This is a genomic window from Geomonas paludis (assembly GCF_014193585.1).
Lineage (GTDB): Bacteria > Desulfobacterota > Desulfuromonadia > Geobacterales > Geobacteraceae > Geomonas > Geomonas paludis.
In genome coordinates, this window is record NZ_BLXY01000010.1 from 31,633 (window position 1) to 56,461 (window position 24,829).

General features: G+C 63.5%; 22 protein-coding genes. All 22 read left to right on the forward strand.

What is annotated here, in order from left to right:
• The first annotated feature begins 69 nt into the window (after positions 1 to 69).
• The gene (gene lysS / locus H7687_RS17240) at positions 70 to 1,548 is read left to right on the forward strand and encodes a lysine--tRNA ligase (RefSeq protein ID WP_183349708.1); all 1,479 of its coding nucleotides are present in this window, start codon (positions 70 to 72) and stop codon (positions 1,546 to 1,548) included.
• Positions 1,548 to 2,798, forward strand: coding sequence for a lipoprotein-releasing ABC transporter permease subunit (locus tag H7687_RS17245; protein ID WP_183349710.1), 1,251 nt, complete (start codon positions 1,548 to 1,550; stop codon positions 2,796 to 2,798). Before lysS ends, H7687_RS17245 begins: the two co-directional genes overlap by 1 nt.
• Positions 2,791 to 3,471 carry an ABC transporter ATP-binding protein gene (locus tag H7687_RS17250; RefSeq protein ID WP_183349712.1) on the forward strand — a complete coding sequence of 227 codons (681 nt, stop codon included), beginning with the start codon at positions 2,791 to 2,793 and terminating at the stop codon, positions 3,469 to 3,471. The genes H7687_RS17245 and H7687_RS17250 overlap by 8 nt, the downstream gene beginning before the upstream one ends.
• A 54-nt stretch (positions 3,472 to 3,525) precedes the next feature.
• Positions 3,526 to 5,937: an outer membrane protein assembly factor BamA gene (gene bamA, locus H7687_RS17255; RefSeq protein ID WP_371877582.1), complete on the forward strand. Its 2,412-nt coding sequence runs from the start codon at positions 3,526 to 3,528 to the stop codon at positions 5,935 to 5,937.
• Between the two features lie 26 nt (positions 5,938 to 5,963).
• Positions 5,964 to 6,479: an OmpH/Skp family outer membrane protein gene (locus H7687_RS17260; RefSeq protein WP_183349714.1), complete on the forward strand. Its 516-nt coding sequence runs from the start codon at positions 5,964 to 5,966 to the stop codon at positions 6,477 to 6,479.
• 219 nt (positions 6,480 to 6,698) lie between these two features.
• Entirely contained in the window at positions 6,699 to 7,742 is a 1,044-nt protein-coding gene (gene lpxD / locus H7687_RS17265; RefSeq protein WP_183349716.1) for a UDP-3-O-(3-hydroxymyristoyl)glucosamine N-acyltransferase, read from the forward strand.
• Positions 7,743 to 7,803: 61 nt separating this feature from the next.
• Positions 7,804 to 8,235 (forward strand): 3-hydroxyacyl-ACP dehydratase FabZ, encoded by a 432-nt coding sequence (gene fabZ, locus H7687_RS17270; RefSeq protein WP_183349718.1) that lies wholly within the window; start codon positions 7,804 to 7,806, stop codon positions 8,233 to 8,235.
• A gap of 15 nt (positions 8,236 to 8,250) precedes the next feature.
• Positions 8,251 to 9,027, forward strand: a complete 777-nt coding sequence (gene lpxA / locus H7687_RS17275; protein WP_183349720.1) for an acyl-ACP--UDP-N-acetylglucosamine O-acyltransferase — start codon at positions 8,251 to 8,253, stop codon at positions 9,025 to 9,027.
• Between the two features lie 121 nt (positions 9,028 to 9,148).
• A complete protein-coding gene (lpxB, locus tag H7687_RS17280) occupies positions 9,149 to 10,267 on the forward strand; it encodes a lipid-A-disaccharide synthase (protein WP_183349872.1) in 1,119 nt (372 codons plus the stop codon).
• A complete protein-coding gene (gene msbA / locus H7687_RS17285) occupies positions 10,264 to 12,006 on the forward strand; it encodes a lipid A export permease/ATP-binding protein MsbA (protein ID WP_183349723.1) in 1,743 nt (580 codons plus the stop codon). The genes lpxB and msbA overlap by 4 nt, the downstream gene beginning before the upstream one ends.
• A 223-nt stretch (positions 12,007 to 12,229) precedes the next feature.
• A complete protein-coding gene (locus H7687_RS17290) occupies positions 12,230 to 13,156 on the forward strand; it encodes a lysophospholipid acyltransferase family protein (RefSeq protein WP_183349725.1) in 927 nt (308 codons plus the stop codon).
• Positions 13,157 to 13,292: 136 nt separating this feature from the next.
• Positions 13,293 to 14,600 (forward strand): 3-deoxy-D-manno-octulosonic acid transferase, encoded by a 1,308-nt coding sequence (locus H7687_RS17295; RefSeq protein WP_183349728.1) that lies wholly within the window; start codon positions 13,293 to 13,295, stop codon positions 14,598 to 14,600.
• A gap of 25 nt (positions 14,601 to 14,625) precedes the next feature.
• Entirely contained in the window at positions 14,626 to 15,666 is a 1,041-nt protein-coding gene (gene lpxK / locus H7687_RS17300; protein ID WP_308470293.1) for a tetraacyldisaccharide 4'-kinase, read from the forward strand.
• Between the two features lie 71 nt (positions 15,667 to 15,737).
• Positions 15,738 to 16,793, forward strand: a complete 1,056-nt coding sequence (waaC, locus tag H7687_RS17305; RefSeq protein ID WP_183349732.1) for a lipopolysaccharide heptosyltransferase I — start codon at positions 15,738 to 15,740, stop codon at positions 16,791 to 16,793.
• A 230-nt stretch (positions 16,794 to 17,023) separates the two neighbouring features.
• Positions 17,024 to 17,257, forward strand: a complete 234-nt coding sequence (locus tag H7687_RS17310; protein WP_183349733.1) for an acyl carrier protein — start codon at positions 17,024 to 17,026, stop codon at positions 17,255 to 17,257.
• A 5-nt stretch (positions 17,258 to 17,262) separates the two neighbouring features.
• Positions 17,263 to 18,714, forward strand: a complete 1,452-nt coding sequence (locus tag H7687_RS22145; RefSeq protein ID WP_183349734.1) for an MBOAT family O-acyltransferase — start codon at positions 17,263 to 17,265, stop codon at positions 18,712 to 18,714.
• 13 nt (positions 18,715 to 18,727) lie between these two features.
• Positions 18,728 to 19,906: an SGNH/GDSL hydrolase family protein gene (locus H7687_RS17320; RefSeq protein ID WP_183349735.1), complete on the forward strand. Its 1,179-nt coding sequence runs from the start codon at positions 18,728 to 18,730 to the stop codon at positions 19,904 to 19,906.
• 202 nt (positions 19,907 to 20,108) lie between these two features.
• Complete coding sequence (pseB, locus tag H7687_RS17325; RefSeq protein ID WP_183349739.1) at positions 20,109 to 21,119, forward strand: UDP-N-acetylglucosamine 4,6-dehydratase (inverting); 1,011 nt, start codon at positions 20,109 to 20,111, stop codon at positions 21,117 to 21,119.
• Positions 21,120 to 21,129: 10 nt separating this feature from the next.
• Positions 21,130 to 22,299, forward strand: coding sequence for a UDP-4-amino-4,6-dideoxy-N-acetyl-beta-L-altrosamine transaminase (gene pseC / locus H7687_RS17330; protein ID WP_183349741.1), 1,170 nt, complete (start codon positions 21,130 to 21,132; stop codon positions 22,297 to 22,299).
• Positions 22,296 to 22,991, forward strand: a complete 696-nt coding sequence (gene pseF, locus H7687_RS17335; RefSeq protein WP_183349743.1) for a pseudaminic acid cytidylyltransferase — start codon at positions 22,296 to 22,298, stop codon at positions 22,989 to 22,991. The genes pseC and pseF overlap by 4 nt, the downstream gene beginning before the upstream one ends.
• Before the next feature lie 201 nt (positions 22,992 to 23,192).
• Positions 23,193 to 23,753, forward strand: a complete 561-nt coding sequence (gene pseH, locus H7687_RS17340) for a UDP-4-amino-4,6-dideoxy-N-acetyl-beta-L-altrosamine N-acetyltransferase (RefSeq protein WP_183349744.1) — start codon at positions 23,193 to 23,195, stop codon at positions 23,751 to 23,753.
• Positions 23,750 to 24,808, forward strand: coding sequence for a pseudaminic acid synthase (gene pseI, locus H7687_RS17345; RefSeq protein WP_183349746.1), 1,059 nt, complete (start codon positions 23,750 to 23,752; stop codon positions 24,806 to 24,808). The genes pseH and pseI overlap by 4 nt, the downstream gene beginning before the upstream one ends.
• The last annotated feature ends 21 nt before the right edge of the window (positions 24,809 to 24,829 follow it).

The window sequence follows — 24,829 nt, forward strand, 5'->3', positions numbered from 1 at the left end:
TTGGCGCAAATAGTTTAGTTTGACGGATTGTTTCACAGCCCAAAGCGGTAAAGAAAGGTTGCAGATAACATGGAAGAGTTGAGCGAACTGCTGCTGCAGAGAAGACGCAAGGTAGATGCATTGTGGGAGGCGGGGATCAACCCGTACCCGAACGACTATAAGCCTCAGCATACCTCGGCCGACGTGCGCGACGCCTACGGCGACAAGGAAGTGATCGAGGACGACCCGCAGACCTTCGTGGTCGCCGGCCGCATCATCATGCGCCGCTCTTTCGGCAAGGCGGCCTTCGTGCAGGTGCAGGATCGCAAGGGGCGCATGCAGCTTTACCTGAAGAAGGATACCCTGGGCGAGGAGCTCTTCGCCGAGTTTGAAAACTACGACATCGGCGACATCATCGGCGCCACCGGCACCCCGTTCCGCACCAAGACCGGCGAGCTGTCCCTGGCGGTCTCCACCGTGCGCCTTTTGACCAAGTCGCTGCTGCCGCTGCCGGAGAAGTTCCACGGTCTGACCGACGTAGAGACCCGCTACCGCCAGCGCTACGTCGACCTGATCGTCTCCCCGGAGGTGCGCGAGGTCTTCTACAAGCGCTCCAAGGTCGTGCAGCTCATCCGCGAGTTCATGACGAAAAACGATTTCCTCGAGGTCGAGACCCCGATGATGCACCCGATCCCGGGGGGCGCCACCGCGAAACCGTTCGTGACCCACCACAACGCGCTGGACATGGAACTGTTCCTGCGCATCGCCCCGGAGCTCTACCTGAAGCGCCTGGTAGTCGGCGGCTTCGAGCGCGTCTTCGAGATCAACCGCAACTTCCGTAACGAAGGTATCTCGGTGCGCCACAACCCCGAGTTCACCATGATGGAGTTCTACCAGGCCTACGCGACCTTCGAGGACCTGATGAACTTCACCGAGGAACTGCTCTGCCACGTGGCCCAGGAACTTTTGGGGACGCTGGACTTCACCTACGGCGGCGAGGCGATCAGCTTCCAGCGCCCCTGGAAGAGGTTCACCGTGAAGGAAGCCATCCTCGAGTACGGCGACATCGACGCCAAGAGCCTCGAGGACCGCGACCTGGCCTACGCCTACGCCCAGAAGATCGGGCTGGAGCTCCCCGAGGACATCGGCTACGGCAAGCTGATCACCGAGATCTTCGAGGAGGTCGCCGAGACCAAGCTGATCCAGCCGACCTTCATCACCAGCTACCCGACCGAGGTGTCGCCGCTGTCCAGGAAGAACGACCACGACCCGGACTACGTGGACCGCTTCGAGTTCTTCTGCGCCGGCCGCGAGATGGCCAACGCCTTCTCCGAGCTCAACGACCCGCGCGACCAGAAGGAGCGCTTCCTGGCCCAGGTGGCCGCCAAGGACAAGGGTGACGAAGAGGCGCACTACATGGACGAGGACTACATCCGCGCCCTGGAGTACGGCCTGCCGCCGACCGCGGGCGAGGGGATCGGCATCGACCGCCTGGTCATGCTTCTCACCGACTCGCCGTCCATCCGCGACGTCATCCTGTTCCCGCAGCTGCGCAAAGAGGGCAAATAATGCCCTTCGAGCTCTTCATAGGGCTGCGTTACCTGAAGGCCAAGCGCAAATCGACCTTCATCTCGCTGATCACGCTGATCTCGGTCGCGGGGGTGGCGCTGGGGGTCATGGCCCTCATCATCGTGCTGGCCGTGATGACCGGCTTCGAGGAGGACCTCAAGGACAAGATCCTGGGGACCAACGCGCACATCGTGGTCCTGAACAGCGTGGGCGCGGTGCAGGACTACCCGCAGCTGATGAAGAAAATCGAAAGCATTGACGGCGTCGTCGCATCGACGCCGTTCATCTACAACCAGGTCATGCTCTCCACCGGCAAGAACGTCTCCGGGGTGGTCCTGCGCGGCATAGACGTCGCCACCGACGCCAAGGTCACCAACCTGCACAAGTCGATGGTGGAGGGTGACCTGAAATCGCTGGAAAGCGAGGTGGGCAAGACCCCCGGGGTGGTGATCGGCAAGGAACTGGCCAAGAACCTGGGGCTCTTCCAGGGGGACACGGTGGACGTGATCTCCCCGATGGGCAACATCACGCCGCTGGGCATGATGCCCAAGCTGAACCGCTTCCGCATCACCGGCATCTTCAACACGGGCATGTTCGAGTACGACTCGACCCTCGCCTACGTTTCCCTGCAGGAAGCGCAGCAGTTCCTGGGGCTGGGGGACGTGGTGACCGGGATCCAGCTGAAGGTGCGCGACGTCTACAAGACCGGTGAGTTGGCCCGCAAGATCGACCGCGAACTGGGCCCCCCGTACCATGCCCGCGACTGGATGCAGATGAACAAGAACATCCTGTTCGCGCTGAAGACCGAGAAGAGCGTCATGTTCATCATCCTGACCCTGATCGTGCTGGTGGCCGCCTTCGGCATCGCCTCCACGCTGTTCATGGTGGTCATGGAGAAGACCCGCGACATCGCGATACTGAAGTCCATGGGGGCGACCAGCCGCAGCATCATGCGCATCTTCGTCTTCGAGGGGCTCATCATCGGCGTGTTCGGCACCATCATCGGCGTCCTGGGGGGACTGCTGGTGGCCCTGAACCTGGAGCCGATCGTCTCGGTGATCCAGAAGCTGACCGGTTTCGAGCTCTTCAGCAAGGACATCTACTACCTGGACCACTTCCCGTCCCAGGTGGTCACCTCCGACGTGGTGCTGATCAGCGTCACCGCCGTGCTCATCTCCTTCGCCGCGACGCTGTACCCCTCCTGGGCCGCCTCGCGCATGGCTCCCGCCGAGGCGCTGCGCTATGAGTAGCCTGCTCGAGGTAAAGAACCTGTTCAAGTCCTACGGGACCGGCGAGGCGAGGGTCGAGGTCCTGAAGGGGATCGATCTTACCGTGGCGGCGGGCGACACCATCGCGCTGGTGGGACCCTCCGGCGCCGGCAAGAGCACGCTTCTGCACGTGATGGGGACCATCGACCGTCCCACTTCCGGCGACGTGCTCTTCGACGGCGAGAAGATCTTCAACCTGGCCGACCAGCCGCTGGCCGCCTTCCGCAACCGTTCCATCGGCTTCGTGTTCCAGTTTCACCACCTGCTGCCGGAGTTCTCGGCGCTGGAAAACGTGATGATGCCGCTTCTGATCGGCGGGGAGAAGCGCTCCCGCTGCGAAGGGCGGGCGCTCAAGCTTTTGAAGGACGTGGGGCTTTCCCACCGGGTCACCCACCGGCCGGGCGAGCTTTCCGGCGGCGAGCAGCAGAGGGTGGCCATCGCGCGCGCCCTGGTGCGCGAGCCGAAGCTCCTTTTGGCCGACGAGCCGACCGGCAACCTGGACATGAAGACCAGCGAAGAGGTGCATGCGCTCCTGTACGAGATCCAGCGCAACACCGGCATCTCGCTGGTGATCGTGACCCACAACGAGCAACTTGCGGCCGGCATGGCGCGCACCGTCCGGATGGTGGACGGCAAGGTAGTCGAGGCCGCCTGAGCGCGCCTGTCTTTTCATTGATGATTATTTTCTTTGGCTTTTTCGGGGGACCCTTTGCTGCGTAAATCGTTATCTACCCTGCTTGCCGCACAGCTGATGCTCTGTCTCACGGTTTCCGCCCAGGCGCAGCAGGCTGCTGCCGGGAAGGCCACCGATACCACTTCCGCGGACAAGGCCGCGGCCGACAAGGCTGCCGGCGACAAGGCTACCGAGCAGACGGCCGGCGACAAGGTCGTGGCGGTCAGGATCAGCGGCAACCACCGCATCGAGACGGCAGCCATCCTCCCTGCGGTGCGCCTGAAGGCCGGTGACGTCGCCACCGCCGACAAGGTCGACGCCGACATCCGGGCCATCTACAAGCTCGGCCACTTCACCGACGTCAAGGCGCAGAGCGAGACCAGGGACGGGGGCGTCGTCCTCGAGTACGTGGTCACCGAAAAGCCGATCGTGCGCGAGGTGAAGATCGAGGGGGCCAAGGAACTCTCCACCGACAAGGTGCGCGAGGCCATCGAGATCAAGCCCAACACCGTTTTCTCCCAAAAGGACCTGCAAAAGAGCGTCAAGAAGGTGAAGAAGCTCTACGCCGACGAGGGGTACTACCTCGCCGAGGTCTCCGGCGACCTGAGCATCCGCTCAGAAACCGAGGTCCACGTCATCTTCCGCATCAAGGAAGGGGACAAGGTCCTGATCCAGAAGATCGAGTTCGAGGGGAACCACGCCTTCACGGACAAGAAGCTGAAGAAGACCATGGAGACCGGCGAGAAGTGGTTCCTTTCCTGGCTCACCGGCGCGGGGACCTACAAGGAAGAGGTGCTGAAGAACGACATCAACCTCCTCACCGAACACTACATGAACAACGGCTACGTCAACGTGAAGATCGGCGAGCCCAAGGTGGAACTGGACCCCGACCGCAAGGGGCTCAAGGTAAGGATCGGCATCACCGAAGGCGAGCAGTACCGCATCGGCAAGCTTGGTTTCAAGGGCGAACTGCTGGAAACGGAGAGCGTGCTGACCGGCAAGCTCAAGGAGAAGCCGGGCCAGCTCTTCAGCCGCGCCGACCTGCGCACCGACGTCTTCGGCCTGACCGACCTGTACGCCGACAAGGGCTACGCCTTCGCCAACGCCAACCCGCTCACCAAGCTGAACCCCGAGAGCCACACCATCGACATCACCTTCGACATGGAGAAGGGGCAGAAGGTGAGCATCGACCGGATCAACATCTCCGGCAACGTGAAGACCCGCGACAAGGTGGTGCGCCGCGAACTGAGGCTCGACGAAGGGGACCAGTACAGCTCCACCGCGCTCAAGAAGAGCAAGCAGAACCTGATGAACACCGGGTTCTTCGAGGAGGCCAACCTGGCCACCGCCAAGGGGAGCGCACCCGACAAGCTCGACCTGAACGTCGAGGTCAAGGAGAAGCCGACCGGGACCTTCAGCATCGGCGCCGGTTACAGCTCGCTGGACGGCATCATCGGGCAGGGTTCCGTGCAGCAGGCGAACTTCCTGGGCCTGGGCCTGAAGATGACCGCCGCCGCCTCGCTCGGCAGCAAATCGCAGACCTACAACCTCGGTCTCACCGATCCCTACTTCATGGACACCAAGTGGACCCTGGGGGCCGACATCTACCGGAACGAGCGGCAGTACCTCGATTACACCCGCAGGGCGACCGGCGGCGACATCAAGGCGGGCTACCCCCTCTCCGACACGGTGAGCACCTTCTGGCTCTACAAGTACGAGATCAAGGACATCTTCGACGAGTCGCCGGAACTGAGAAAGAGCATCAACGACGGCGCCGTGCTGGAGCCGGAGAAGCAGTCCACCACCAGCGCCATCATTGCCAGCATCTCCAGGAATACCACCGATTACCGCCTCGACCCCTCCACGGGTATGCTGAACTCGCTCTCCGTCGAGTTCGCCGGTCTGGGCGGCAGCAACCGTTACGTGAAGTACATCACCGAGCACACCGTCTTCCAGCCGCTGTTCTACGGCGTGGGCTCCGTGCGCGGCACCCTGGGCTACGTCCAGTCCTACGGCGGCAAAGAGATCCCCATCGACGAGAAGTTCTACCTGGGCGGCATCAGTTCGCTGCGCGGCTTCTCCTCCAGGACAGTGAGCCCCTTCAAGACCACCACGGTCTTCGACAAGGACGGCAACGGCTATGAAGGCAAGCCCAAGGACAACCGCGTCTACCTGGGCGGTTCCGTCGAGGCGGTGGCCAACGTGGAATGGACTTTCCCGCTGTTGAAGGAAGCCGGGCTCAAAGGGGTGGTCTTCTTCGACGCCGGTAACTGCGACAACAGTTTCGACAAGACCTTCGGCACCGTGCTGACCAGCTACGGCGGCGGCATCAGGTGGTACTCCCCGATCGGCCCCTTGAGACTGGAATACGGGGTGCCCATCAACCCCAGGGAGGGGATTGACAACAAGGGCGGCAAACTCGAATTCTCGATCGGCAGCATTTTCTAAAATCCATGCACGGCAAGGAGCAAGTCATGAAACGTTTCATCGTGGCAATTTCGCTGGTTCTGGCACTTCCTCTTTCGGTAATGGCTGCCGACGGTTCCAAGATCGGTTCCGTGGACATCCAGAAAGTGCTGTCGCAGTCCGACGCGGGAAAAGAGGCGAAGGACCAACTGATGCAGAAGGCCTCCAAGTACGAGGCTGAGAAGGCCGCCAAGGAAGCCGATCTGCTCAAGCTCAAGGGCGAACTGGAGAGCCAGGGGACGGCGCTCTTGAACGAGTCCGCCCGCAGCGCCAAGGACCGCGACTACCAGAAGGGGATGAAGGAGTACCAGCGTTTCCTGAAGGATGCCCAGGACGACCTGCAGCTGAAGAACGGCGAGTACACCAACAAGATCCTGGACGAGATCGGCAAGGTGGTGCAGGAGTTCGGTCGCAAGAGCGGCTACACCGCCATCTTCAGCAGGGAGATGATGGTCTACATCGACCCGTCCGCCGACGTCACCGACCAGGTGCTGAAGGCATTCAACGAGAGCAGAAAGAAATAACACCCGTTCAACGTTCAACGTTCGACGTTAAGACCCTCCCCCCTTGCCAAAGGGGGGCAGAGGCTGCAGCCGCGCAGTGATGCGGCGCAGTCCTCCTGCCCTCGCGAGCTCGGGGGAATTGTCATTTTTGAGAGGCGACACGTCGAACTGAACGCTGTATAGCGGCACCCACTTTACGAACGTTGAACATTGAACGTTGAACGTTTTTTTGAGGTTCGCATGAAAAAGACACTTCGTGAGATCGCAGAGTACCTGGGAGGCACCGTCTCCGGGGACGGCGAGATCCTGATCGGCGGGCTGGCCACCCTGGATGACGCAGGGGAGGGGCAGCTCACCTTCCTCGCCAACCCCAAGTACGCCGGCAAGGTGGCCACCACCAACGCTTCGGCGGTGCTCATGGGCACCGGGGGGAACACCCACGGCAAGAACGCCATCTTCCACGCCACCCCCTACCTGGCCTTCGCCAAACTGCTGACCCTGTTCTACACGGCACCCCCGCCGCGGCTGGGCGTGCTGCCCGGTTCCTTCGTGGCTCCCGGCGCCAAGATCGGGGCGGACGTCACCATCTATCCCGGCGCCAGCGTCGGCCCCGGCGTCACCGTCGGCGACCGCGTCACCCTCTACCCCGGCGTCGTGCTCTATCCTGGCGCCAGCGTGGGCGACGACGTGACCCTCTACGCCAACGTCAGCGTCCGCGAGCGCTGCCGCATCGGCAACCGGGTCACCATCCACGACGGCACCGTGATCGGCTCGGACGGCTTCGGCTACGCGCCCGACGGCAGCTCCTGGTACAAGATCCCCCAGATCGGCATCGTGGTCATCGAGGACGACGTCGAGATCGGCTCGAACACCGTCATCGATCGCGCCGCCCTGGAAGTGACCCGCATCAAGCGCGGCACCAAGATCGACAACCTGGTCCAGATCGGGCACAACTGCGTCATCGGCGAGGACTGCATGATCGTGTCCCAGGTGGGCATCTCCGGCAGCAGCCAGCTCGGCAAGCACGTTATCCTGGGCGGCCAGGTGGGCGTCGCCGGCCACATCAAGATCGGCGACAACGTGATGATCGGCGCCCAGTCCGGCGTGCCGGGGAACGTGGAGCCGAACCAGGTCCTTTCCGGAACCCCGGTCATGCCGCACCGCGAATGGCTGAAGAGCTCCACCCTGGTCCCCAAGCTCCCCGAGTTCAGGAAGACCCTCTCCGCTCTGGAGAAGCGGGTGGCCGAGCTCGAGGAAAAACTGGCGCAGACCCAAAACGACTAGAATGCAATTACTTCGGCTCAAGCCCAGCGGGCGTGAGGCCGATGCGAGGAGAGAAATAAGCATGCTCGACATAGTACAGATTATGGAAATCCTGCCCCACCGTTACCCGTTCCTCCTGATCGACAAGGTGCTCGAACTCGAGCCGGGCAAGCGCGTGGTCGCAATGAAAAACGTCACCATGAACGAGCCCTTCTTCCAGGGGCACTTCCCGGGCTTCCCGGTCATGCCGGGGGTCCTCATCATCGAGGCGATGGCGCAGTCGGCAGCCATCCTGGCCTACACCGCCATGGCCGACGCCAAGGACAAGGTCAGCTACTTCATGGCCATCGACAACGCACGCTTCCGGAAGCCGGTCAAGCCGGGCGACACCCTGAGGATCGAGGTGGAGACCCTGTTCAGCAAGCGCGGCATCTGGAGCTGCGCCGCCAAGGCCTACGTGGGCGACACCCTGATGACCGAGGCGGAACTGAAGGCAACGCTGGGCGACAAGTAGTAAACGGAGAACGTTATGATTCACAGCACCGCAATAATCCACCCGGGCGCCAAGATCGCCGAGGGTGTCGAAATCGGCCCGTACGCCGTCATCGGTGAAAACGTCAGCATTGGCAAGGGGACCAAGATCGGTCCGCACGCGGTCATCGACGGCTGGACCGAGATCGGCGAGGCGAACACCATCTTCCATATGGCCTCGGTGGGCGCCGTTCCCCAGGACCTCAAGTACCGCGGCGAGAAGACCTGGCTCAGAATCGGCAACGGCAACACCATCCGCGAGTTCGCCAGCCTGCACCTCGGCACCGTCACCGGCGACGGCGAGACCACCGTCGGGGACAACAACCTGTTCATGGCCTATTCGCACGTGGCGCACGACTGCCACATCGGCAACAACGTGATCATGGCCAACTCCGCGACCCTCGCCGGCCACGTCACCATCGAGGACTACGCCATCCTGGGCGGCCTGTGCGCCGTGCTCCAGTTCATGCGCGTCGGCGCGCACGTCATGGTGGGGGGCATGACCTCGGTCCCCATGGATGTTCCTCCCTACACCATCATCACCGGCGACCGCTCCGAAAGCCGGTTGCGCGGCCTGAACCTGATCGGGCTGAAGCGCCGCGGCTTCTCCGATGAGACCATCTCCAGCCTCAAGAAGGCGTACAAGCTCCTCTCCATGTCGGGGCTGAAGCTCACCGAGGCGGTCGAGAAGATGAAGGCCGACGTGCCCAAGTGCCCCGAGGTGGACCACTTCATCGAGTTCATCGAGAGCTCCAAGCGCGGGGTAGCGAGGTAAGAAAAAGGCAGACTAAGACTAAGATTAAGACATAGATTGAGTCTAAAACTCCTTCTTAGTCTTAATCTTTATCTCTATCTGTCTTTAAGAGGTTCTTTTGCAAGAGAAGAAACAATCAGTGATGATCGTCGCCGGGGAGGCTTCCGGCGAGATGTACGGCGCGCAGATCGCGAACGCCATCCGCGCGCTGTCCCCCGAAATCCGCTTCTTCGGCATGGGGGGTAACTGCATGCGCGAGGCCGGGGTGGAGACCCTGGTCGATGCCAACGTGATGGCCGTGATGGGACTGGTCGAGGTGGTGGCCCACCTCCCGACCATCGTGCGCGGCTTCACCACCCTGAAGAAAAAGCTCCACGCCGATCCCCCCGACCTGCTGATCCTGATCGACTACCCCGACTTCAACCTGCGGCTCGCCAAGGTGGCCAAGAAGGCAGGCGTCAAGGTGCTCTACTTCATCTCGCCGCAGGTCTGGGCCTGGAGGAGTCACCGCGTGCACGGCATCGGCCGCGTGGTCGACATGATGGCGGTGCTCTTCCCGTTCGAGGTCCCCTTCTACCAGAAGGCAAATGTCCCCGTCACTTTCGTGGGGCACCCCCTTTTGGACCTGGTCAAGCCGACCATGAAGCGGGACGAGGCGCTCGCCTCGCTGGGGCTCGACCCGCAGCGGCGCTGCGTGGGGCTCTTCCCGGGGAGCCGCCGCTCGGAGCTGCAGAAACTCCTCCCCATCATCCTGGAGTCGGCACAGATCCTCAAGGAGCGCATGCCGGACTTGCAGTTCGTGCTGCCGCGGGCGACCTCGCTGAAAGACGAGGACCTGGCCCCGTACCTTGCCGGCACCCGGCTCGAGGTGAAGGTGGTGGCCGGGAGAAACCACGACGTGATGAGCGGCTGCGACGCGGTCATCGCCGCCTCGGGGACCGTGGTCATGGAACTCGCCCTGGTGGGGGTTCCCCACGTGATCATCTATAAGATGTCCACCCTGACCTACGAGATAGGGAAGAGGGTGATCAACGTGCCGCACATCGGCATCAGCAACATCGTCGCGGAAAAACGCATGGTCCAGGAACTGCTCCAGCACGAGGCGGAGCCGGTGCCGATTGCAGACGAGATCGACGCCCTGCTGAACCGGCCGGGTTACGCGGCGCAGATGCGCGAGGATTTCGCGGCCATGAGAGTGAAGCTTGGTAACGGCGGGGCCCTGGGCCGGGTGGCCCGACTCGCCTTGGAGATGATGAAATGAGCAGTGCTGCACCCGTAAAACCCAACGTATTTAAACGCCTGTTAGGCTACAGCCGCCCCTACGGCTGGCGCATCGCCCTGGCCGCTATCGGCTCGGTCGGCGTGGGCGGCATGGACGGCGCCATGGCCTACCTGGTGGAGCCGGTCCTGAGAAGGATCTTCTCCGGCAAGGAGACGGCCATCTTCGTCCTGCTCCCCCTGGGCATCGTCTTCCTCTACGCCCTGCGCGGCCTGTGCCGCTATACTAACGACTATTTCATCCGCAGTGCCGGGCAACTCGCGGTCCAGGACGTGCGCAACGACCTGTACGCGAAGAACATGAGCCTCAGCATCGGCTACTTCCACCGCCACGAGACCGGCACGCTGATGTCGCGCGTCCTCTCCGACGTGAGCATGATGCAGGAAGGGGTGGGGCAGGTGATCACCGGCCTGTTCCGCGACGGCCTCTCCGCCGTGGCGCTCCTGGGGGTCATCTTCTACCGCGACTGGCAGCTCGCGCTGATCTCCTTCGTGGTCATCCCGCTCACCGTGGTCCCGGCCAGGAAGATCGGCAAGCGGATCAAGCGGGTCGCGCGCCAAGGGCAGGAGAAGATGGGCGATCTCGCCAGCATCCTGCAGGAGACCTATTCCGGTATCAAGGTGGTCAAGGCGTTTGGCCTGGAGAACCGCGAGATCGAGCGCTTCCGCGCGCGCAACCGCGACTTCTACCACTTCACTCGCAAGAACATCAAGTACGAGGGGCTGTCCACCCCGATCATGGAGTTCATCACCTCCTTCGGCATCGCCGCGGTGATCTGGGTCGGCGGCAGCAACGTCATGCACGGCACCAAGAGCGCCTCGGAGTTCTTCTCCTTCATCACCGCCATGGTGCTGGTGTTCAACCCGATCAAGAGGCTTTTGACCGCGTTCAACAACCTGCAGCGCTCCATGGGCGCCGCGGAGCGGGTCTTCGAGGTCATGGACGAGAAACCGGAGATCGTCGACGCACCCAACGCCCGCGATCTCGGCAAGGCGCGCGGCGAGGTGGAGTTCCGCGACGTCCGCTTCAAGTACGAGGACGACTACGTGCTGCAGGGGGTGAACCTGACCGCCAAGCGGGGCGAGGTGATCGCCCTGGTGGGCCCCTCCGGCGGCGGCAAGACTACCCTGGTCTCGCTGATCACCCGCTTCTACGACCCGACCGGCGGACAGGTGCTCATGGACGGCGTGGACATCCGCGAGCGCACCATGAAGAGCCTCCTGGAGCAGATCGCGCTGGTCGACCAGGAAACCATCCTGTTCAACGACACCATCGCCAACAACATCCGCTACGGCAGGATGACGGCGACCGATGCCGAGGTCGAGGCCGCGGCGCGCGCCGCCTTTGCCCACGACTTCATCCAGGAGCTTCCCGAGGGGTATCTGACCAACATCGGCGACCGCGGCGTGCGCCTCTCCGGCGGACAGCGCCAGAGGTTGTGCATCGCCCGCGCGATACTCAAGGACGCGCCCATCCTGATCCTGGACGAGGCCACCAGCGCGCTCGACACCGAGAGCGAGCAGATGGTGCAGAAGGCCCTCAACAACCTGATGCAGAACCGCACCACCTTCGTCATTGCCCACCGTCTCTCCACCATCACCCACGCCGACCGGATCGTGGTGCTGGAGAAAGGCGTGGTGGCCGAGATGGGCAGCCACGACGACCTGCTCCAGGCGGAAGGGATCTACAGCCGCCTGCACGGCATGCAGTTCAGGGCGTAGGGGATAAAACCCCTCACCCGGCCTTCGGCCACCCTCTCCCAAAGGGCGAGGGGGTGGACGAGTTCTCTGTGGATGAGGACGAGGCTGTGTGTGGATGAGGGATGGACGAGTTGATGTTACCCCTTCTCCCCCCGGGAGAAGGTGCCCCGCAGGGGCGGATGAGGGTGTCGCCACGCAGACCAGGACGGGGCTTTGCTGCCCCGTTTTCTTCTGAGGTTTTTGTATGTTACGACAGCTGCGCTGGTATTTGGAGATGGCGTTTTTCGTGGTGATTTCCTCCACGATCGCCCGGCTCCCCAACAGCATCGCCCTGGCGGCGGGGCGGTTCCTGGGGCGCATCGCCTTCCGCCTGCTGGGCAGGAGACGCAAGATCGCCATCGCCAACTTCGAGGCGAGCCTTCCGTTCCTTGAGCGCCAGCCGGGTTGGCAGGGGGGAAGCGCGCGGGACCTTGCGCGCGGCGTCTTCGAGAACCTGGGCTGCTGCATCGTCGAGGTCTGCAAGATCTACGGCGGACGCGGTCAGCAACTGATCGACACGGTCGAAATCCGCGGGGCCGAGCATTTCGACGCCGCCTTCGCCAAGGGGAAGGGGCTCATCTTCATCACGGCCCACAGCGGCAACTGGGAGCTTCTGGCGCTCGCCTTCGGGGTGCGCAAGCACGAGCTCTCCGTGGTGGCCAGGCGTCAGGACAACCCCTACCTGAACGAGATGATCGAGCGCATCCGCAAGAGCTACGGCAACGGGCTCATCTACAAGGACGGGGCGTTGCGGGCGATGTTTTCCGCGCTCAAGAAGCGCGAGGTGGTCGGGTTGCTGATCGATCAGGCGGTACAGTCGGAGTGGGGCATCCTCGCCGATTTTCTCGGCCGGCCCGCCTGGACCATGTGCATGCCCTCGCTCATTGCCAGAAAGAGCGGCGCGCCGCTTTTGTCCGCCTTCATCCACCGCGAGGGGAACAAAAGCGTCATCACCATTCATCCCGAGTACCGGCTTTCGGACGCCGAGGATCCGGAGGTCGCCGCCGCCGAGGACGCCAACGGGCTGAACCGCTATATCGAGGAGTACGTGGTGCAGCATCCCGAGCAGTGGTACTGGGTGCACAAGCGCTGGAAGAACGCGCCGCCGGCCGCCTCCAGCCAGACCAACTAGCCGCCTTTGGGGCAACATTCCCTCCCCCGGAGGGGGAGGGTCAGGGAGGGGGCGCGTAGCGGCATATACAAACAGCTTCCCCCCTCCCAGCCTCCCCCCTCCGGGGGGAGGAGTTTTGACCAAGGATGTTTCTGCTATGATCAACATCTTCTACAACCTGCTCCTGTGGCTCATCCTGCCACTCCTTGTTCCCTACCACGCTTACCGCTCGCTCTCCCGCGGGCGCCGGACCGCCTTCATGGAACGCTTCGGCCGCATCCCGGCCGAGGAACTCGAACTGATCGGCGACGGGGGCGTGGTCTTCGTTCATGCCGTTTCGGTGGGCGAGACCAACGCCGCTCTGCCGCTCCTGAAGGGGATCCGCCAGCGCTTCCCCGGCAAGAAGATCGTCATCTCCAACGTCACTGAGACCGGCCGCAGCGTCGCCCAAAAAAGCAAGGCCGCCGACCTCTGCATCTACTTCCCCTTCGACTTCCCCTTCGCCGTCCGCTCCGTGCTGGAAACTATCCGGCCGGAGGTCGTGGTGATCATGGAAACCGAGATCTGGCCCAACTTCATCGGCGTGGCGCGCGAGATGGGCATCCCGGTGCTTTTGGCCAACGGCCGCATCTCGGACCGCTCCTTCGGCCGCTACCTGCGCCTGTCCTGGTTCTTCCGCCCGGTGCTGCAGCGCCTCTCCGCACTCTGCATGCAGACGCCGGTGGACGCGGAGCGCATCGCGGCGATCGGGGCCCCGGCCGCGGCGGTCCACGTCGGCGGCAACCTGAAGTACGACATCCCGGTGGTCAAGGCAACGCCCGGGCAGGTGGCCGAGATCAAGGCGAAATACCAGGTCCCGACCGGCTGCTTCGTTTTCACGGCGGCGAGCACCCACGAGGGTGAGGAAGCACAAGTCCTGTCGGCCTACCGCGACCTGCTGGCGCGGGATCCGCAGAGTTTCCTGATCCTGGCGCCGCGCCACCCGGAGCGGGCTCCTGGGGTTGCCGAACTGATCAAAAAAGAGGGCTTCCCGTTCCAGTTCCGCTCCGCGCTGGACGGTTCCGGCCCGCTGCCGGCGGGGGGGATCCTGCTGCTGGACACGGTGGGCGAACTGGCCGGGCTCTACCGCGCCTCCGACCTTGTCTTCGTCGGGGGAAGCCTGGTCGCGACCGGCGGTCACAACCCGCTGGAGCCGGCGGCCTGCCAGGTGCCGGTGCTGTTCGGGCCGCACATGGAGAACTTCCGCGAGATCGCTGCGCTCTTCATCAAGCACTGCGGCGCGGAGGTGCAGCCGGCAGACCTGACTGGGCTCAAGGCCGAGCTGCTGCGGCTCTCCGCCGACGCCGCACTTCGGGAAGAGCTGGGGCGTCGCGGCGCCGGGATCCTGCTGGAGAGCGCCGGCGCCACTGATCGCCACCTGAACGTGATGGCCTCCCTGCTGGGGCAAGGAGGAACGCGTGGCTGACCTGGAAACCTATTATCGCGACCTGATGGCGGGTAAGCGCAGCGGCTTGGGCGACAAGGCCCTGCTCGGCCTGCTGCGGCTCTCGTCCCGCCCCTACGCGGCCATCCTGCGCCTGCGTGCGCTCGGCTACCGGCTCGGGCTCATCCCGTCGCACCGGCTGCCGCGCCCGGTGATCTCGGTCGGCAACCTGGTCCTGGGGGGCACCGGCAAGACGCCGACGGTGGCCTGGCTCGCGGCGTACCTGATGAAGCAGGGCAAGCGGGTCTGCGTGCTGTCGCGCGGTTACGGCGGCAGCGCCGAGGGCGAGATCCGCATCGTCTGCGACGGCGACAATCTGCTGGTCACGCCCGAAGAAGCCGGCGATGAGCCGTGCCAGTTGGCCGGGATGCTGCCGGGGCTCATGGTGGTGATCGGCTCCAACCGCTATCGCGCCGGGCTGCACGCCCTGGAAAAGCTGAACCCGGACGTCTTCATCCTGGACGACGGCTACCAGCACCTGAAGTTGAAAAGGGACCTGAACATCCTGCTGCTGGATGCGACCACGCCGTTCGACAACGGCCTGACCCTGCCGGGTGGCTTCCTGCGCGAGGCGCCTGCGGCGGCGGGCCGGGCGGACCTCGTCATCTGCACCCGGGCCACCGAAGGGAAGGCGAGGACGGCCCCCGTTCCCGGCAAGCCGACCTGCTGGACAAAGCATCGTCTTTCTGGCATGATCCCGCTCGGCGCCGGCCCCGCCACCGGCTTCGAGGCGGCGCAGGGACCACGCGTCATGGCCTTTTCCGGGATAGCCAACCCCGCGGCCTTCTTTGATGGTTTGGAAGCGGTCGGAGTGAGGCCGGTGACCACGCTCTCCTTCCCGGATCACGTGAGCTACGGCGAACCCGAGATCGCGGCCATTCTTCGACTGAAGACCGCTTCGCGTTCCACGGTGCTCCTCACCACCCAGAAGGATGCCGTGAAGCTGCTGCCGCACGCCGATAAGCTCGCCGGCTGCTTCGCTGTCGTACTTGAGCTGGAGTTCGAGGACTCGCGTCCGTTAGAAGCTGCCCTGACTGCGCTGCTTTAGACCCTGTTCATCTCCCTCTCCCTCTGGGAGAGGGAACACTTCGGGAAACACTTTGTGTGAGTGAAAGGCAAATGCGCGTACTGATCATCAAACCATCCTCCTTGGGAGACGTCATCCAGACCCTGCCGGTGCTTGATTTCCTGCATCAGGCAGTGCCCGGTGTCGAAATCGACTGGGTGATCGAGGAAAGCCTCCAGGGGCTGCTGGCGGGGCATCCGCAGCTGAGCCAGGTGCACCCGGTCCCGGCGGCCCAGTGGCGCAAGCAGCGCTTCTCGGCCAAGACCTGGCGCGGCGTGTCGGCCCTGCGCAAGACCCTGTGCGAGCGGGCCTATGACCTCGTCTTCGACCTCCAGGGCGACCTGATCAGCGGGGTGATCTCCCGGTACTCCGGCTGCGCCGACCGGTTCGGCTTCGAGCGTGATGCCGTCCTCGAGCCGTTGAACACCTGGTGCAACACGCGCCTGATCCCGGTGCGCCGGCAGGAGTACCACAACGTCGACCGCTGCCTGCGCCTGGCCAGCATCCCGTTCGCCAAGGATTTCCGCACCATGGAACTTGCCGGCCACCTGGTCAGCTCTCCCGAGGACGAGGCCAACGCAGAGGCGCTCCTCGCCACGCTGGCGGACGGGCTGGTTTTCGTGTTCCACCACGGCGCGGCACAGCCGACCGAGGCCTGGAGCGAAAAGGGGTGGACCGAGTTGGGGCGGGAGGTGCTGGACCGGTTCCACGACGCCACCATCCTGCTCCCTTGGGAGAGCGAGGCGGAGCGCCAGGCGGCCTTCTCCATCGCCGCCGCCATCGGGCCGGGATGCCGGGTGCTGGACCGCCTGTCCCTGAAGGGGATGGCCGCACTCTTGAAGAAGGTCGATCTGGTGGTCGGGGGGGACGCCGGGCTGGTGCAGATGGCCGCGACTCTCGGCACGCCGACGGTTTCGTTCTACCGCGGTACGCTCGCCAAGAGGAGCGCACCGCGCGGCGAGGCCCACGTTGCCCTGCAGTCGCCCATGCACTGCGCCGGGTGTCTTCGGGCGCACTGCGACAAGGACACCAAGTGCCGCGACAGCATCAAGGTGGAGGCGATGCTTTCCGCCGTGCAGCGTCTCCTGGCGCCCTCCGGTAACCACTAGACCAACGGCGGCCCGAGCCGCCATATGTATGAAAACCGATTAGAGACTATCTTCCGCCAAGATGCCCATCCGCCCTCTCCCTCCGGGAGAGGGCGGGGTGAGGGCGCTGCAATAGGCAATGATCCTGCTTCGTGGCACCTCCCTCACCCGCCCTTCGGGCACCTTCTCCCGGAGGGAGAGGGAATTAGCAAAAGATTCTGGCTAATCAGATATTGAAATGGAGATTTGAAATGGAACTGCAGGAGAGGCTGAACGAGGTTTTTTGCCAGGTATTTGACGATGAAGACATCCGCATCGCCCCCCAGATGACCGCCGATGACATCGACGGCTGGGATTCCCTGTCCCACGTGAATCTCATCGTGGCGGTGGAAACCACCTTCGGTATCCGCTTCACCCACAAAGAAGTGCTCACCTTCAAGAACATCGGCGACCTGCTGAACTGCATCGCGGCGAAAGTGCAGTAACCTGGATGCCTTTCAACTCGCTGGACTATTTTCTCTTCCTGCCGGCGGTCTACCTCGTCTTCTACCTGGTGGGTGATCGGGCGCGCTGGGGCGTGCTGCTTGCGGCAAGCTTCGGCTTCTATGCCGCCCTGAAGGTCCCTTATCTGCCGGCGGTGCTGGCGCTGGTGGCGGTGACCACCTACTGCTTCGGGATCTGGCTGCACCGGGCCCAGGCGCCGGGGACGAAGCGCGCCCTGCTTTGGGGCGGCGTGGCGGCCAACGTCCTGGTGCTGGTGGCGATGAAGTACCTTCCCTTCCTCTCGGAGAACCTGAGAGCAGTCACCCAGCTCTTCTCCCTGGAGATGCAGGTCCCGGCGGTCCGTGCGCTGGTGGCCATAGGCGTCTCGTACTACGTCTTCCAGGCGATTTCCTACCTCATCGACATCTATTTCGAAATCGAGGAGCCCGAGCCGCATTTCGGCTACTTCGCCCTTTACCTCTCCTTCTTTCCGAAACTGCTGCAGGGGCCCATCGAACGGGTCGGCGACCTGCTGCCGCAACTGAAGGCCCCGTACCGCTTCGACTACGACAACATGCGCTACGGCATGCTGCTCTTCGCCTGGGGCCTGTTCAAGAAGATGGTCCTCGCGGACCGGCTCGGCATCTACGCCGACGCCGTGTACAACGACGTCCACGCCGCGAGCGCAATGCAACTGGTGCTCGGCACCTACGCCTACGCCTTCCAGATCTTCATGGACTTCTCCGGCTACACCGACATGGCGCTGGGGACGGCGCGGCTCTTCAATATCAACCTGACCCAGAACTTCAACAGCCCCTACCTCGCCACCTCGGTGGCCGACTTCTGGCGCCGCTGGCACATCAGCTTCTCGCGCTGGATCCTGGATTACATCTTCAAGCCGCTGCAGATGCAGTGGCGCGACTGGAGGACCTGGGGCACCGCCCTGGCCCTGGTCGCCGCCTTCCTGGTCTCCGGCATATGGCACGGCGCGAGTTGGGGCTTCGTCATCTGGGGCGGCCTGCACGGGCTCTACATGGCCTGCTCGGTCTTCTACAAGCCGTACCAGAAAAAGATCTACCAGAAGCTCGGCATCCAGAAGAGCCCGTACCTCAAGTACTGGCAGATGCTCGTTACCTTCCACCTGGTCTGTTTAGCCTGGATCTTTTTCCGGGTCAACAGCCTGAGCGACGCCCTGTACATCTGCACCTTCAAATTCCTCTCCGCCGGGCGCCAGGGCGCTTCGCTTCTCGTGCATGGCTTCGACAGGGGCGACGCGCGGCTGGTCGTTGCTGCCGGCGCGCTGGTTGCGTTGGGGGGATTGCTGGCGCGTCACCAGCGGGCGCAAGGCATCTGGAACGGTTCGGCGCTGCTGCGGTGGGGGTGCTACAACGGGCTGGTGCTGGCGCTGATCTTCCTGGGTGTGAAATCCAAGGGGACCTTCATCTACTTCAACTTCTAAGGCAAAGGCTTCGATGAAACGGCTGCTCACAAAATTAGCGCTGCTGGCAGCGCCCTACGCCTTGTACCTGGCCCTCCCGTTCTGGGTGCTGCTCGGTACGGGCGAACTGCGCTTCAACGTCGACGAGATCGTGGCCCGCGCGGTGCACGGGACTCCGCAGCTCTTCGGTTTCCGCTTCAACGAGTCGGCCTACAAGTGTCTCAAGTTGAGGACCCTGAGCACGCTGCCCCGCCGGGACGTGGTGGCGCTGGGATCGTCTCGCGTGCTGCAGTTCCGCGACAAGATGTTCGCGCCTGCCACCTTTTACAACGCCGGCTATACCATTACCTCCGTGCCACACTTTCTCGCCTTTGTCTCCGCGCTACCTGAGGACAGGCTCCCGAAGACGCTGATCGTGGGGCTGGACCAGTGGATGTTCAACAAGAAAGCGGATTCCTTGGATCGGGCCTCCGCCAAGGTCAACTTCACCGGGTACGAGCAGATGGATTTCGTCTCCGTCTGCAACGCTTCGGACAAGATCTACAAGAAGGTTTTCGACGGCTCGCTGCGTCTTGGTGAGGTTGGCACGACGGGCGCGGCCGTGTGCGGCAAGGGTGTCGGCGCGGCGCCGCTCACCACGGTGGGTTTCAACGCCTGCGTCAACAAGACCGGCTTCCTGAACGACGGCAGCATGCACTATGGCGGACAGATCGATAGGCTGCTGGCTGGCGCCAAGTCCGCGGACGACTACCAGTTCAGGAACACCCTAAAAAAGATTGAAAAGGGCGACACCAAGTTCAGTCACGGCGATCGGGTCAATCCGGAGGCCGTGCGCCAGTTGAGGCCGTTTCTGGATTTCTGCCGCAAGAGGAACATCCAGGTGGTGGCCTTCCTGCCCCCGTTCTCCGACACGGCCTACCGCGCCATGATCGGCAGCGGCAAGTTCCAGTACCTGGACCAGTTGGCGCCCGCCCTGGCGCCCGTTTTCCGGGAGTACGGCTACGAGTTTTACGACTTCAGCAGTGTCAGCCGTGCCGGTTCCACGGATCAGGAGGCGGTGGACGGCTTTCACGGCAGCGAGTCGGTGTATCTCAACATGCTGATCAGGATGCTCGAGGCGGGGTCGGCGCTGAACGGCGTCTGCGACGTCAACGCTCTGCGCGAGTCGGCCGCACACAAGAAGAACAGGTACCTGGTCTACGACATGTACTGAAACCGTCTTGGTAGGGAATGCTTAACAAACGGCGAGGGGGATGTTGTCCTTACTCGCTTTTTTGTGGCGTTTCTGCTATGTTGTGCGTTGTTTTGCCCGGAGCCTGCCGTCAGGGGCAAGGGCACGGTAAAAGTAGTAGGCGGGACGGCGCTGCCGCCCGGCCTGAAAGATATCAATCGAAATAATCAAGCGAGGGACGAACGTGTTAAAAAATCGCAGCATTCTGGTTACCGGTGGCACCGGGTCGTTTGGCAAGAAGTTCGTGGAAACCATTCTCACCGCATACCCGGAGATCGAGCGGGTGGTGGTGTACTCGCGCGACGAGCTGAAGCAGTTCGAGATGTCGCAGCAGTTTTCCCACGACAAGTACAAGCAGATCCGCTACTTCATCGGCGACGTGCGTGACCGCGAGCGCCTCTCCAAGGCCATGGAAGGGATCGACATCGTCATCCACGCCGCAGCTCTGAAGCAGGTGCCGGCCTGCGAGTACAACCCGTTCGAGGCGATCAAGACCAACATCCACGGTGCGCAGAACGTCATCGAGGCAGCCATCGAGCGCGGCGTGAAGCAGGTGGTCGCCCTTTCCACCGACAAGGCCGCCGCACCGATCAACCTCTACGGTGCCACCAAGCTCTGCTCCGACAAGCTGTTCGTCGCCGGCAACAACTTCAAGGGCAAGCACGACATCAAGTTCTCCGTGGTTCGCTACGGCAACGTCATGGGGAGCCGCGGTTCGGTCATTCCCTTCTTCATGAACAAGAGGGAGACCGGCGTCCTCCCCATCACCGACGAGCGCATGACCCGCTTCAACATCACCCTCGAGGACGGCGTCAAGCTGGTGCTCTACGCCCTGGAGAACATGTGGGGCGGCGAGATCTTCGTGCCCAAGATCCCGAGCTACCGCATCAACGACATCGCCGAGGCCATCGGCCCCAACTGCAAGCGCGAGGTCGTCGGCATCCGCCCGGGCGAGAAGCTGCACGAAGAGATGATCACCATGACCGACGCCATCTCGACGGTCGAGTTCGAGAAGTACTTCGTCATCCTCCCCTCCATCCCGCTTTGGGACGTGGACAAGTTCGCCGCCGCCTTCAACGGCAAGCTGTGCCAGGACGGGTTCTGCTACAACTCCGGCACCAACAGCGAGTGGCTCAACGTCGAGGAACTGCGCGAGCTGATCAAGGCCCACGTCGACCCGAATTTCACCTACTAGGAGGCTGGGCGTGAAACAGGCACCGATCCCCTACGGCCGGCAGTCCATCTCCGAGGCCGACATCCAGGCGGTTGTTGACGTCCTGCGTTCCGACTGGCTGACGCAAGGTCCGTCCATCGAGCGCTTCGAACAGGCGGTAGCGCAGTATTGCGGCGCGAAGTACGCGGTGGCCGTGAACAGCGCCACCTCCGCGCTGCACATCGCCTGCCTCGCCGCCGAACTGGGCGAGGGGGACACCCTCTGGACCACCCCCAACACCTTCGTCGCCTCGGCCAACTGCGGCCTGTACTGCGGCGCCGGCGTCGACTTCGTCGACATCGACCCGCGCACCTACAACCTCTCCGCGGCGGAGCTGGAAAAGAAGCTGGTCCAGGCCAAGGCGGCCGGGAAACTGCCCAAGGTGGTGATCCCGGTGCACTTCTCCGGGCAGCCCTGCGAGATGGAAAAGATCGCGGCGCTCTCCCGCGAGTACGGCTTCGCCGTCATCGAGGACGCCTCCCACGCCATCGGCGGCAAGTATAAAGGCGAGGCGATCGGCGGCTGCCGCTTCTCCGACATGACCGTGTTCAGCTTCCACCCGGTGAAGATCATCACCACGGCGGAAGGGGGCATGGTGCTCACCAACCGCAAGGACCTCTACGAGCGCCTGATCCGCCTGAGAAGCCACGGCATCACCCGCGACCCCGCCTTCATGGAATGGGAGAGCGACGGCCCCTGGTACTACCAGCAGATAGAGCTCGGCTTCAACTACCGCATCACCGACCTGCAGGCGGCGCTGGGACTCTCCCAGATGACCCGCCTGGACGAGTTCGTGGCGGCGCGGCACCGCCTGGCGGCGCGCTACGACGAACTGCTGGCTCAGTTCCCGGTGGTGACGCCGTACCAGCACGCCGACAGCTATTCGGGCCTGCACCTGTACGTGATCCGGCTCAAGCTGGACCAGATCTCCAAGAGTCACCGCGAGGTGTTCGAATCGCTGCGCGGGCAGGGGATCCTGGTCAACCTGCACTACATCCCGGTGCACTCCCAGCCCTACTACCGGCGCCTGGGCTTCCAGCCGGGCGACTTCCCCGAGTCCGAGCGCTACTACGCCGAGGCGATCAGCCTCCCCATGTTCTCCAGCCTCTCCGAAGAGCAGCAGGATAGGGTGGTCGCGGCGCTCAAAGAGGCGCTGTCGTGAACATCGCCATCATCCCGGCCCGGGGCGGCAGCAAGCGCATCCCCCGCAAGAACATCAAGGAGTTCTGCGGCAAGCCGATGATCGCCTGGTCCATCGAAGCGGCGCTTGAAAGCGGCTGCTTCAGCCGGGTGCTGGTCTCCACCGACGACGCCGAGATCGCCGAGGTGGCCAAAAAGTTCGGGGCGGAGGTCCCTTTCCTGCGCCCCGCGGAGCTTTCCGACGACCACACCGGCACCATTCCCGTGATCCGGCACGCCGTCGAGTGGGTGGCCAACGAGGGGGAGCGCCCCGAGTATGCCTGCTGCATCTACGCCACCGCCCCCTTCGTGACCCCGGCCGACCTGAGGCGCGGCCTCGACCTGATCACCAAGGCCGGCTGCTCCTACGCCTTCTCGGTGACCAGCTACCCCTTCCCGATCCAGCGCGCCATCAGGATCGACGGTAACGGCCGCGTCGGGATGTTCGACCCCGCTCAGTTCGGCACCCGCTCCCAGGACCTCGAGGAGGCCTTCCACGACGCGGGGCAGTTCTACTGGGGAAGCGCGGAGGCCTGGATCGCCGAGGAGAAGATCTTTTCGGAAAAGGCGGTCCCTGTCCTTTTGCCGCGCCACCAGGTGCAGGACATCGACACCCTGGAAGACTGGCACCGGGCGGAGCTGATGTTCCGGGCCTGGCGCGAAGAGGCGAAGTAAAAACCATCCTGATTAGCGAGAATCTTCCGCTAATTCCCTCTCCCTCCGGGAGAGGGTGCCCGAAGGGCGGGTGAGGGAAGTGCCACGAAGCGGGATCAATTGCCTATTGCAGCGCCCTCACCCCAGCCCTCTCCCGGAGGGAGAGGGGGATGGGCATCTTGGCGGAAGATCATCGCTAGCCAGAAACCATCGAGGTGACAGATGCGCCCTGAAGAGTTCAACCTGCGCCCCATCGAAGAGCGTGACCTCGACCTGGTCCTCTCCTGGCGCAACTCCGAGCGCGTGCGCTCCTACATGTACACCGACCACCTGATCGCTCCCGAGGAGCACCGGGCCTGGTTCGCCCGGACCCGCGACGCGGAATTCCCCGCCACCCTCATCTTCGAATACCAGGGACGGCCGGTCGGGCTGAAGAGCTTCAACCAGATCGACCGCCACTCCAACCGCTGCCACTGGGGCTTCTACTTGGGGGACGTGGAGCTGCCGCGCGGCTGCGGCACGGTGATGGGCTTTCTCGCCCAGGAGTACATCTTCGAGCAGCAGGGCTTCAGGAAGCTCTGCGCCGAGGCCTTCGCCTTCAACGAGGGGAGCATCAAGTACCACACCCGCCTGGGTTTCGCGCAGGAGGGGCGCCTGGTGCAGCACGTGCTGAAGAACGGGCGCTACGAGGACGTGGTCGTTTTCGGCACGTTCAAAGAAAACTGGCTGGCCAACAAGGAAGCGTTGGCGGCAAAGATATTCCGGGAGGACGCAGCACAATGAGTTCTATCCAGATCGGCGGCAGGTCCATCGGTCCCGACCACGCGCCGTTCATCATCGCGGAGATGTCGGGCAACCACAACCAGTCCCTGGAGCGGGCCCTGGAGATCGTCGAGGCCGCGGCCGCGTCCGGCGCGCACGCCCTGAAGCTGCAGACCTACACCGCCGACACCATGACGCTCGACATCAAGGAAGGGGAGTTCTTCATCGAGGACCCCAAGAGCCTCTGGAAGGGGCGCTCCCTGTACGACCTGTACCAGGAGGCGCACACCCCGTGGGAGTGGCATAAGCCGATCTTCGACCGCTGCCGCGAGCTGGGCCTCATCTGCTTCAGCACCCCCTTCGACGCCACCAGCGTCGATTTCCTGGAAGAGTTGGACGCACCCTGCTACAAGATCGCCTCCTTCGAGAACACCGACCTGCCGCTGATCCGCAAGGTGGCGGCGACCGGGAAGCCGGTCATCATCTCCACCGGCATGGCGAGCCTCGCCGAGCTGGACGAGACGGTGCGCGCGGCGCGCGAGGCGGGGTGCCGCGACCTGGTGCTTTTGAAGTGCACCAGCACCTACCCGAGCACCCCGGAGAACACCAACGCGCGCACCATCCCGCACCTGCGTGATCTTTTCGACTGCGAGATCGGGCTCTCCGACCATTCCATGGGTGTGGGTGTGTCGGTGGCGGCGGTGGCCCTCGGCGCCACCGTGATCGAGAAGCACTTTACCCTGCGCCGCGCCGACGGCGGGGTCGATTCCACCTTCTCGCTGGAGCCGGAAGAGCTGAAGAGCCTGGTGGTCGAGACCGAGCGCGCCTGGCAGTCGCTGGGAACCATCAGCTACGGCCCGACCGAGAAGGAGAAGAAGTCGCTGGTGTTCCGGCGCTCGCTCTACGTGGTCGAGGACGTCAAGGCGGGCGAGCCGTTCACCGACAAGAACGTCCGCGCCATACGGCCCGGCAACGGTCTCCCCACCAAGTACCTGGAGACCTTCCTGGGCAAGCGGGCGGCGGTCGATATCCGCAGGGGAACGCCGCTCTCCTTCGACCTCCTGGGCGGGCTCTAGCACCGGTCATTTTTACCTCTG

Bases quoted from the DNA above. Each gene is read 5' to 3' on its own strand.
- pseI (WP_183349746.1), top strand. From the start codon at position 23,750: ATGAGTTCTATCCAGATCGGCGGCAGGTCCATCGGTCCCGACCACGCG.
- lysS (WP_183349708.1), top strand. From the start codon at position 70: ATGGAAGAGTTGAGCGAACTGCTGCTGCAGAGAAGACGCAAGGTAGAT.
- H7687_RS17290 (WP_183349725.1), top strand. From the start codon at position 12,230: ATGTTACGACAGCTGCGCTGGTATTTGGAGATGGCGTTTTTCGTGGTG.
- H7687_RS17320 (WP_183349735.1), top strand. From the start codon at position 18,728: ATGAAACGGCTGCTCACAAAATTAGCGCTGCTGGCAGCGCCCTACGCC.
- H7687_RS17260 (WP_183349714.1), top strand. From the start codon at position 5,964: ATGAAACGTTTCATCGTGGCAATTTCGCTGGTTCTGGCACTTCCTCTT.
- lpxD (WP_183349716.1), top strand. From the start codon at position 6,699: ATGAAAAAGACACTTCGTGAGATCGCAGAGTACCTGGGAGGCACCGTC.
- H7687_RS17295 (WP_183349728.1), top strand. From the start codon at position 13,293: ATGATCAACATCTTCTACAACCTGCTCCTGTGGCTCATCCTGCCACTC.
- msbA (WP_183349723.1), top strand. From the start codon at position 10,264: ATGAGCAGTGCTGCACCCGTAAAACCCAACGTATTTAAACGCCTGTTA.
- H7687_RS17250 (WP_183349712.1), top strand. From the start codon at position 2,791: ATGAGTAGCCTGCTCGAGGTAAAGAACCTGTTCAAGTCCTACGGGACC.
- lpxK (WP_308470293.1), top strand. From the start codon at position 14,626: ATGGCGGGTAAGCGCAGCGGCTTGGGCGACAAGGCCCTGCTCGGCCTG.
- lpxA (WP_183349720.1), top strand. From the start codon at position 8,251: ATGATTCACAGCACCGCAATAATCCACCCGGGCGCCAAGATCGCCGAG.
- H7687_RS17310 (WP_183349733.1), top strand. From the start codon at position 17,024: ATGGAACTGCAGGAGAGGCTGAACGAGGTTTTTTGCCAGGTATTTGAC.
- pseH (WP_183349744.1), top strand. From the start codon at position 23,193: ATGCGCCCTGAAGAGTTCAACCTGCGCCCCATCGAAGAGCGTGACCTC.
- H7687_RS22145 (WP_183349734.1), top strand. From the start codon at position 17,263: ATGCCTTTCAACTCGCTGGACTATTTTCTCTTCCTGCCGGCGGTCTAC.
- lpxB (WP_183349872.1), top strand. From the start codon at position 9,149: ATGATCGTCGCCGGGGAGGCTTCCGGCGAGATGTACGGCGCGCAGATC.
- H7687_RS17245 (WP_183349710.1), top strand. From the start codon at position 1,548: ATGCCCTTCGAGCTCTTCATAGGGCTGCGTTACCTGAAGGCCAAGCGC.
- fabZ (WP_183349718.1), top strand. From the start codon at position 7,804: ATGCTCGACATAGTACAGATTATGGAAATCCTGCCCCACCGTTACCCG.
- waaC (WP_183349732.1), top strand. From the start codon at position 15,738: ATGCGCGTACTGATCATCAAACCATCCTCCTTGGGAGACGTCATCCAG.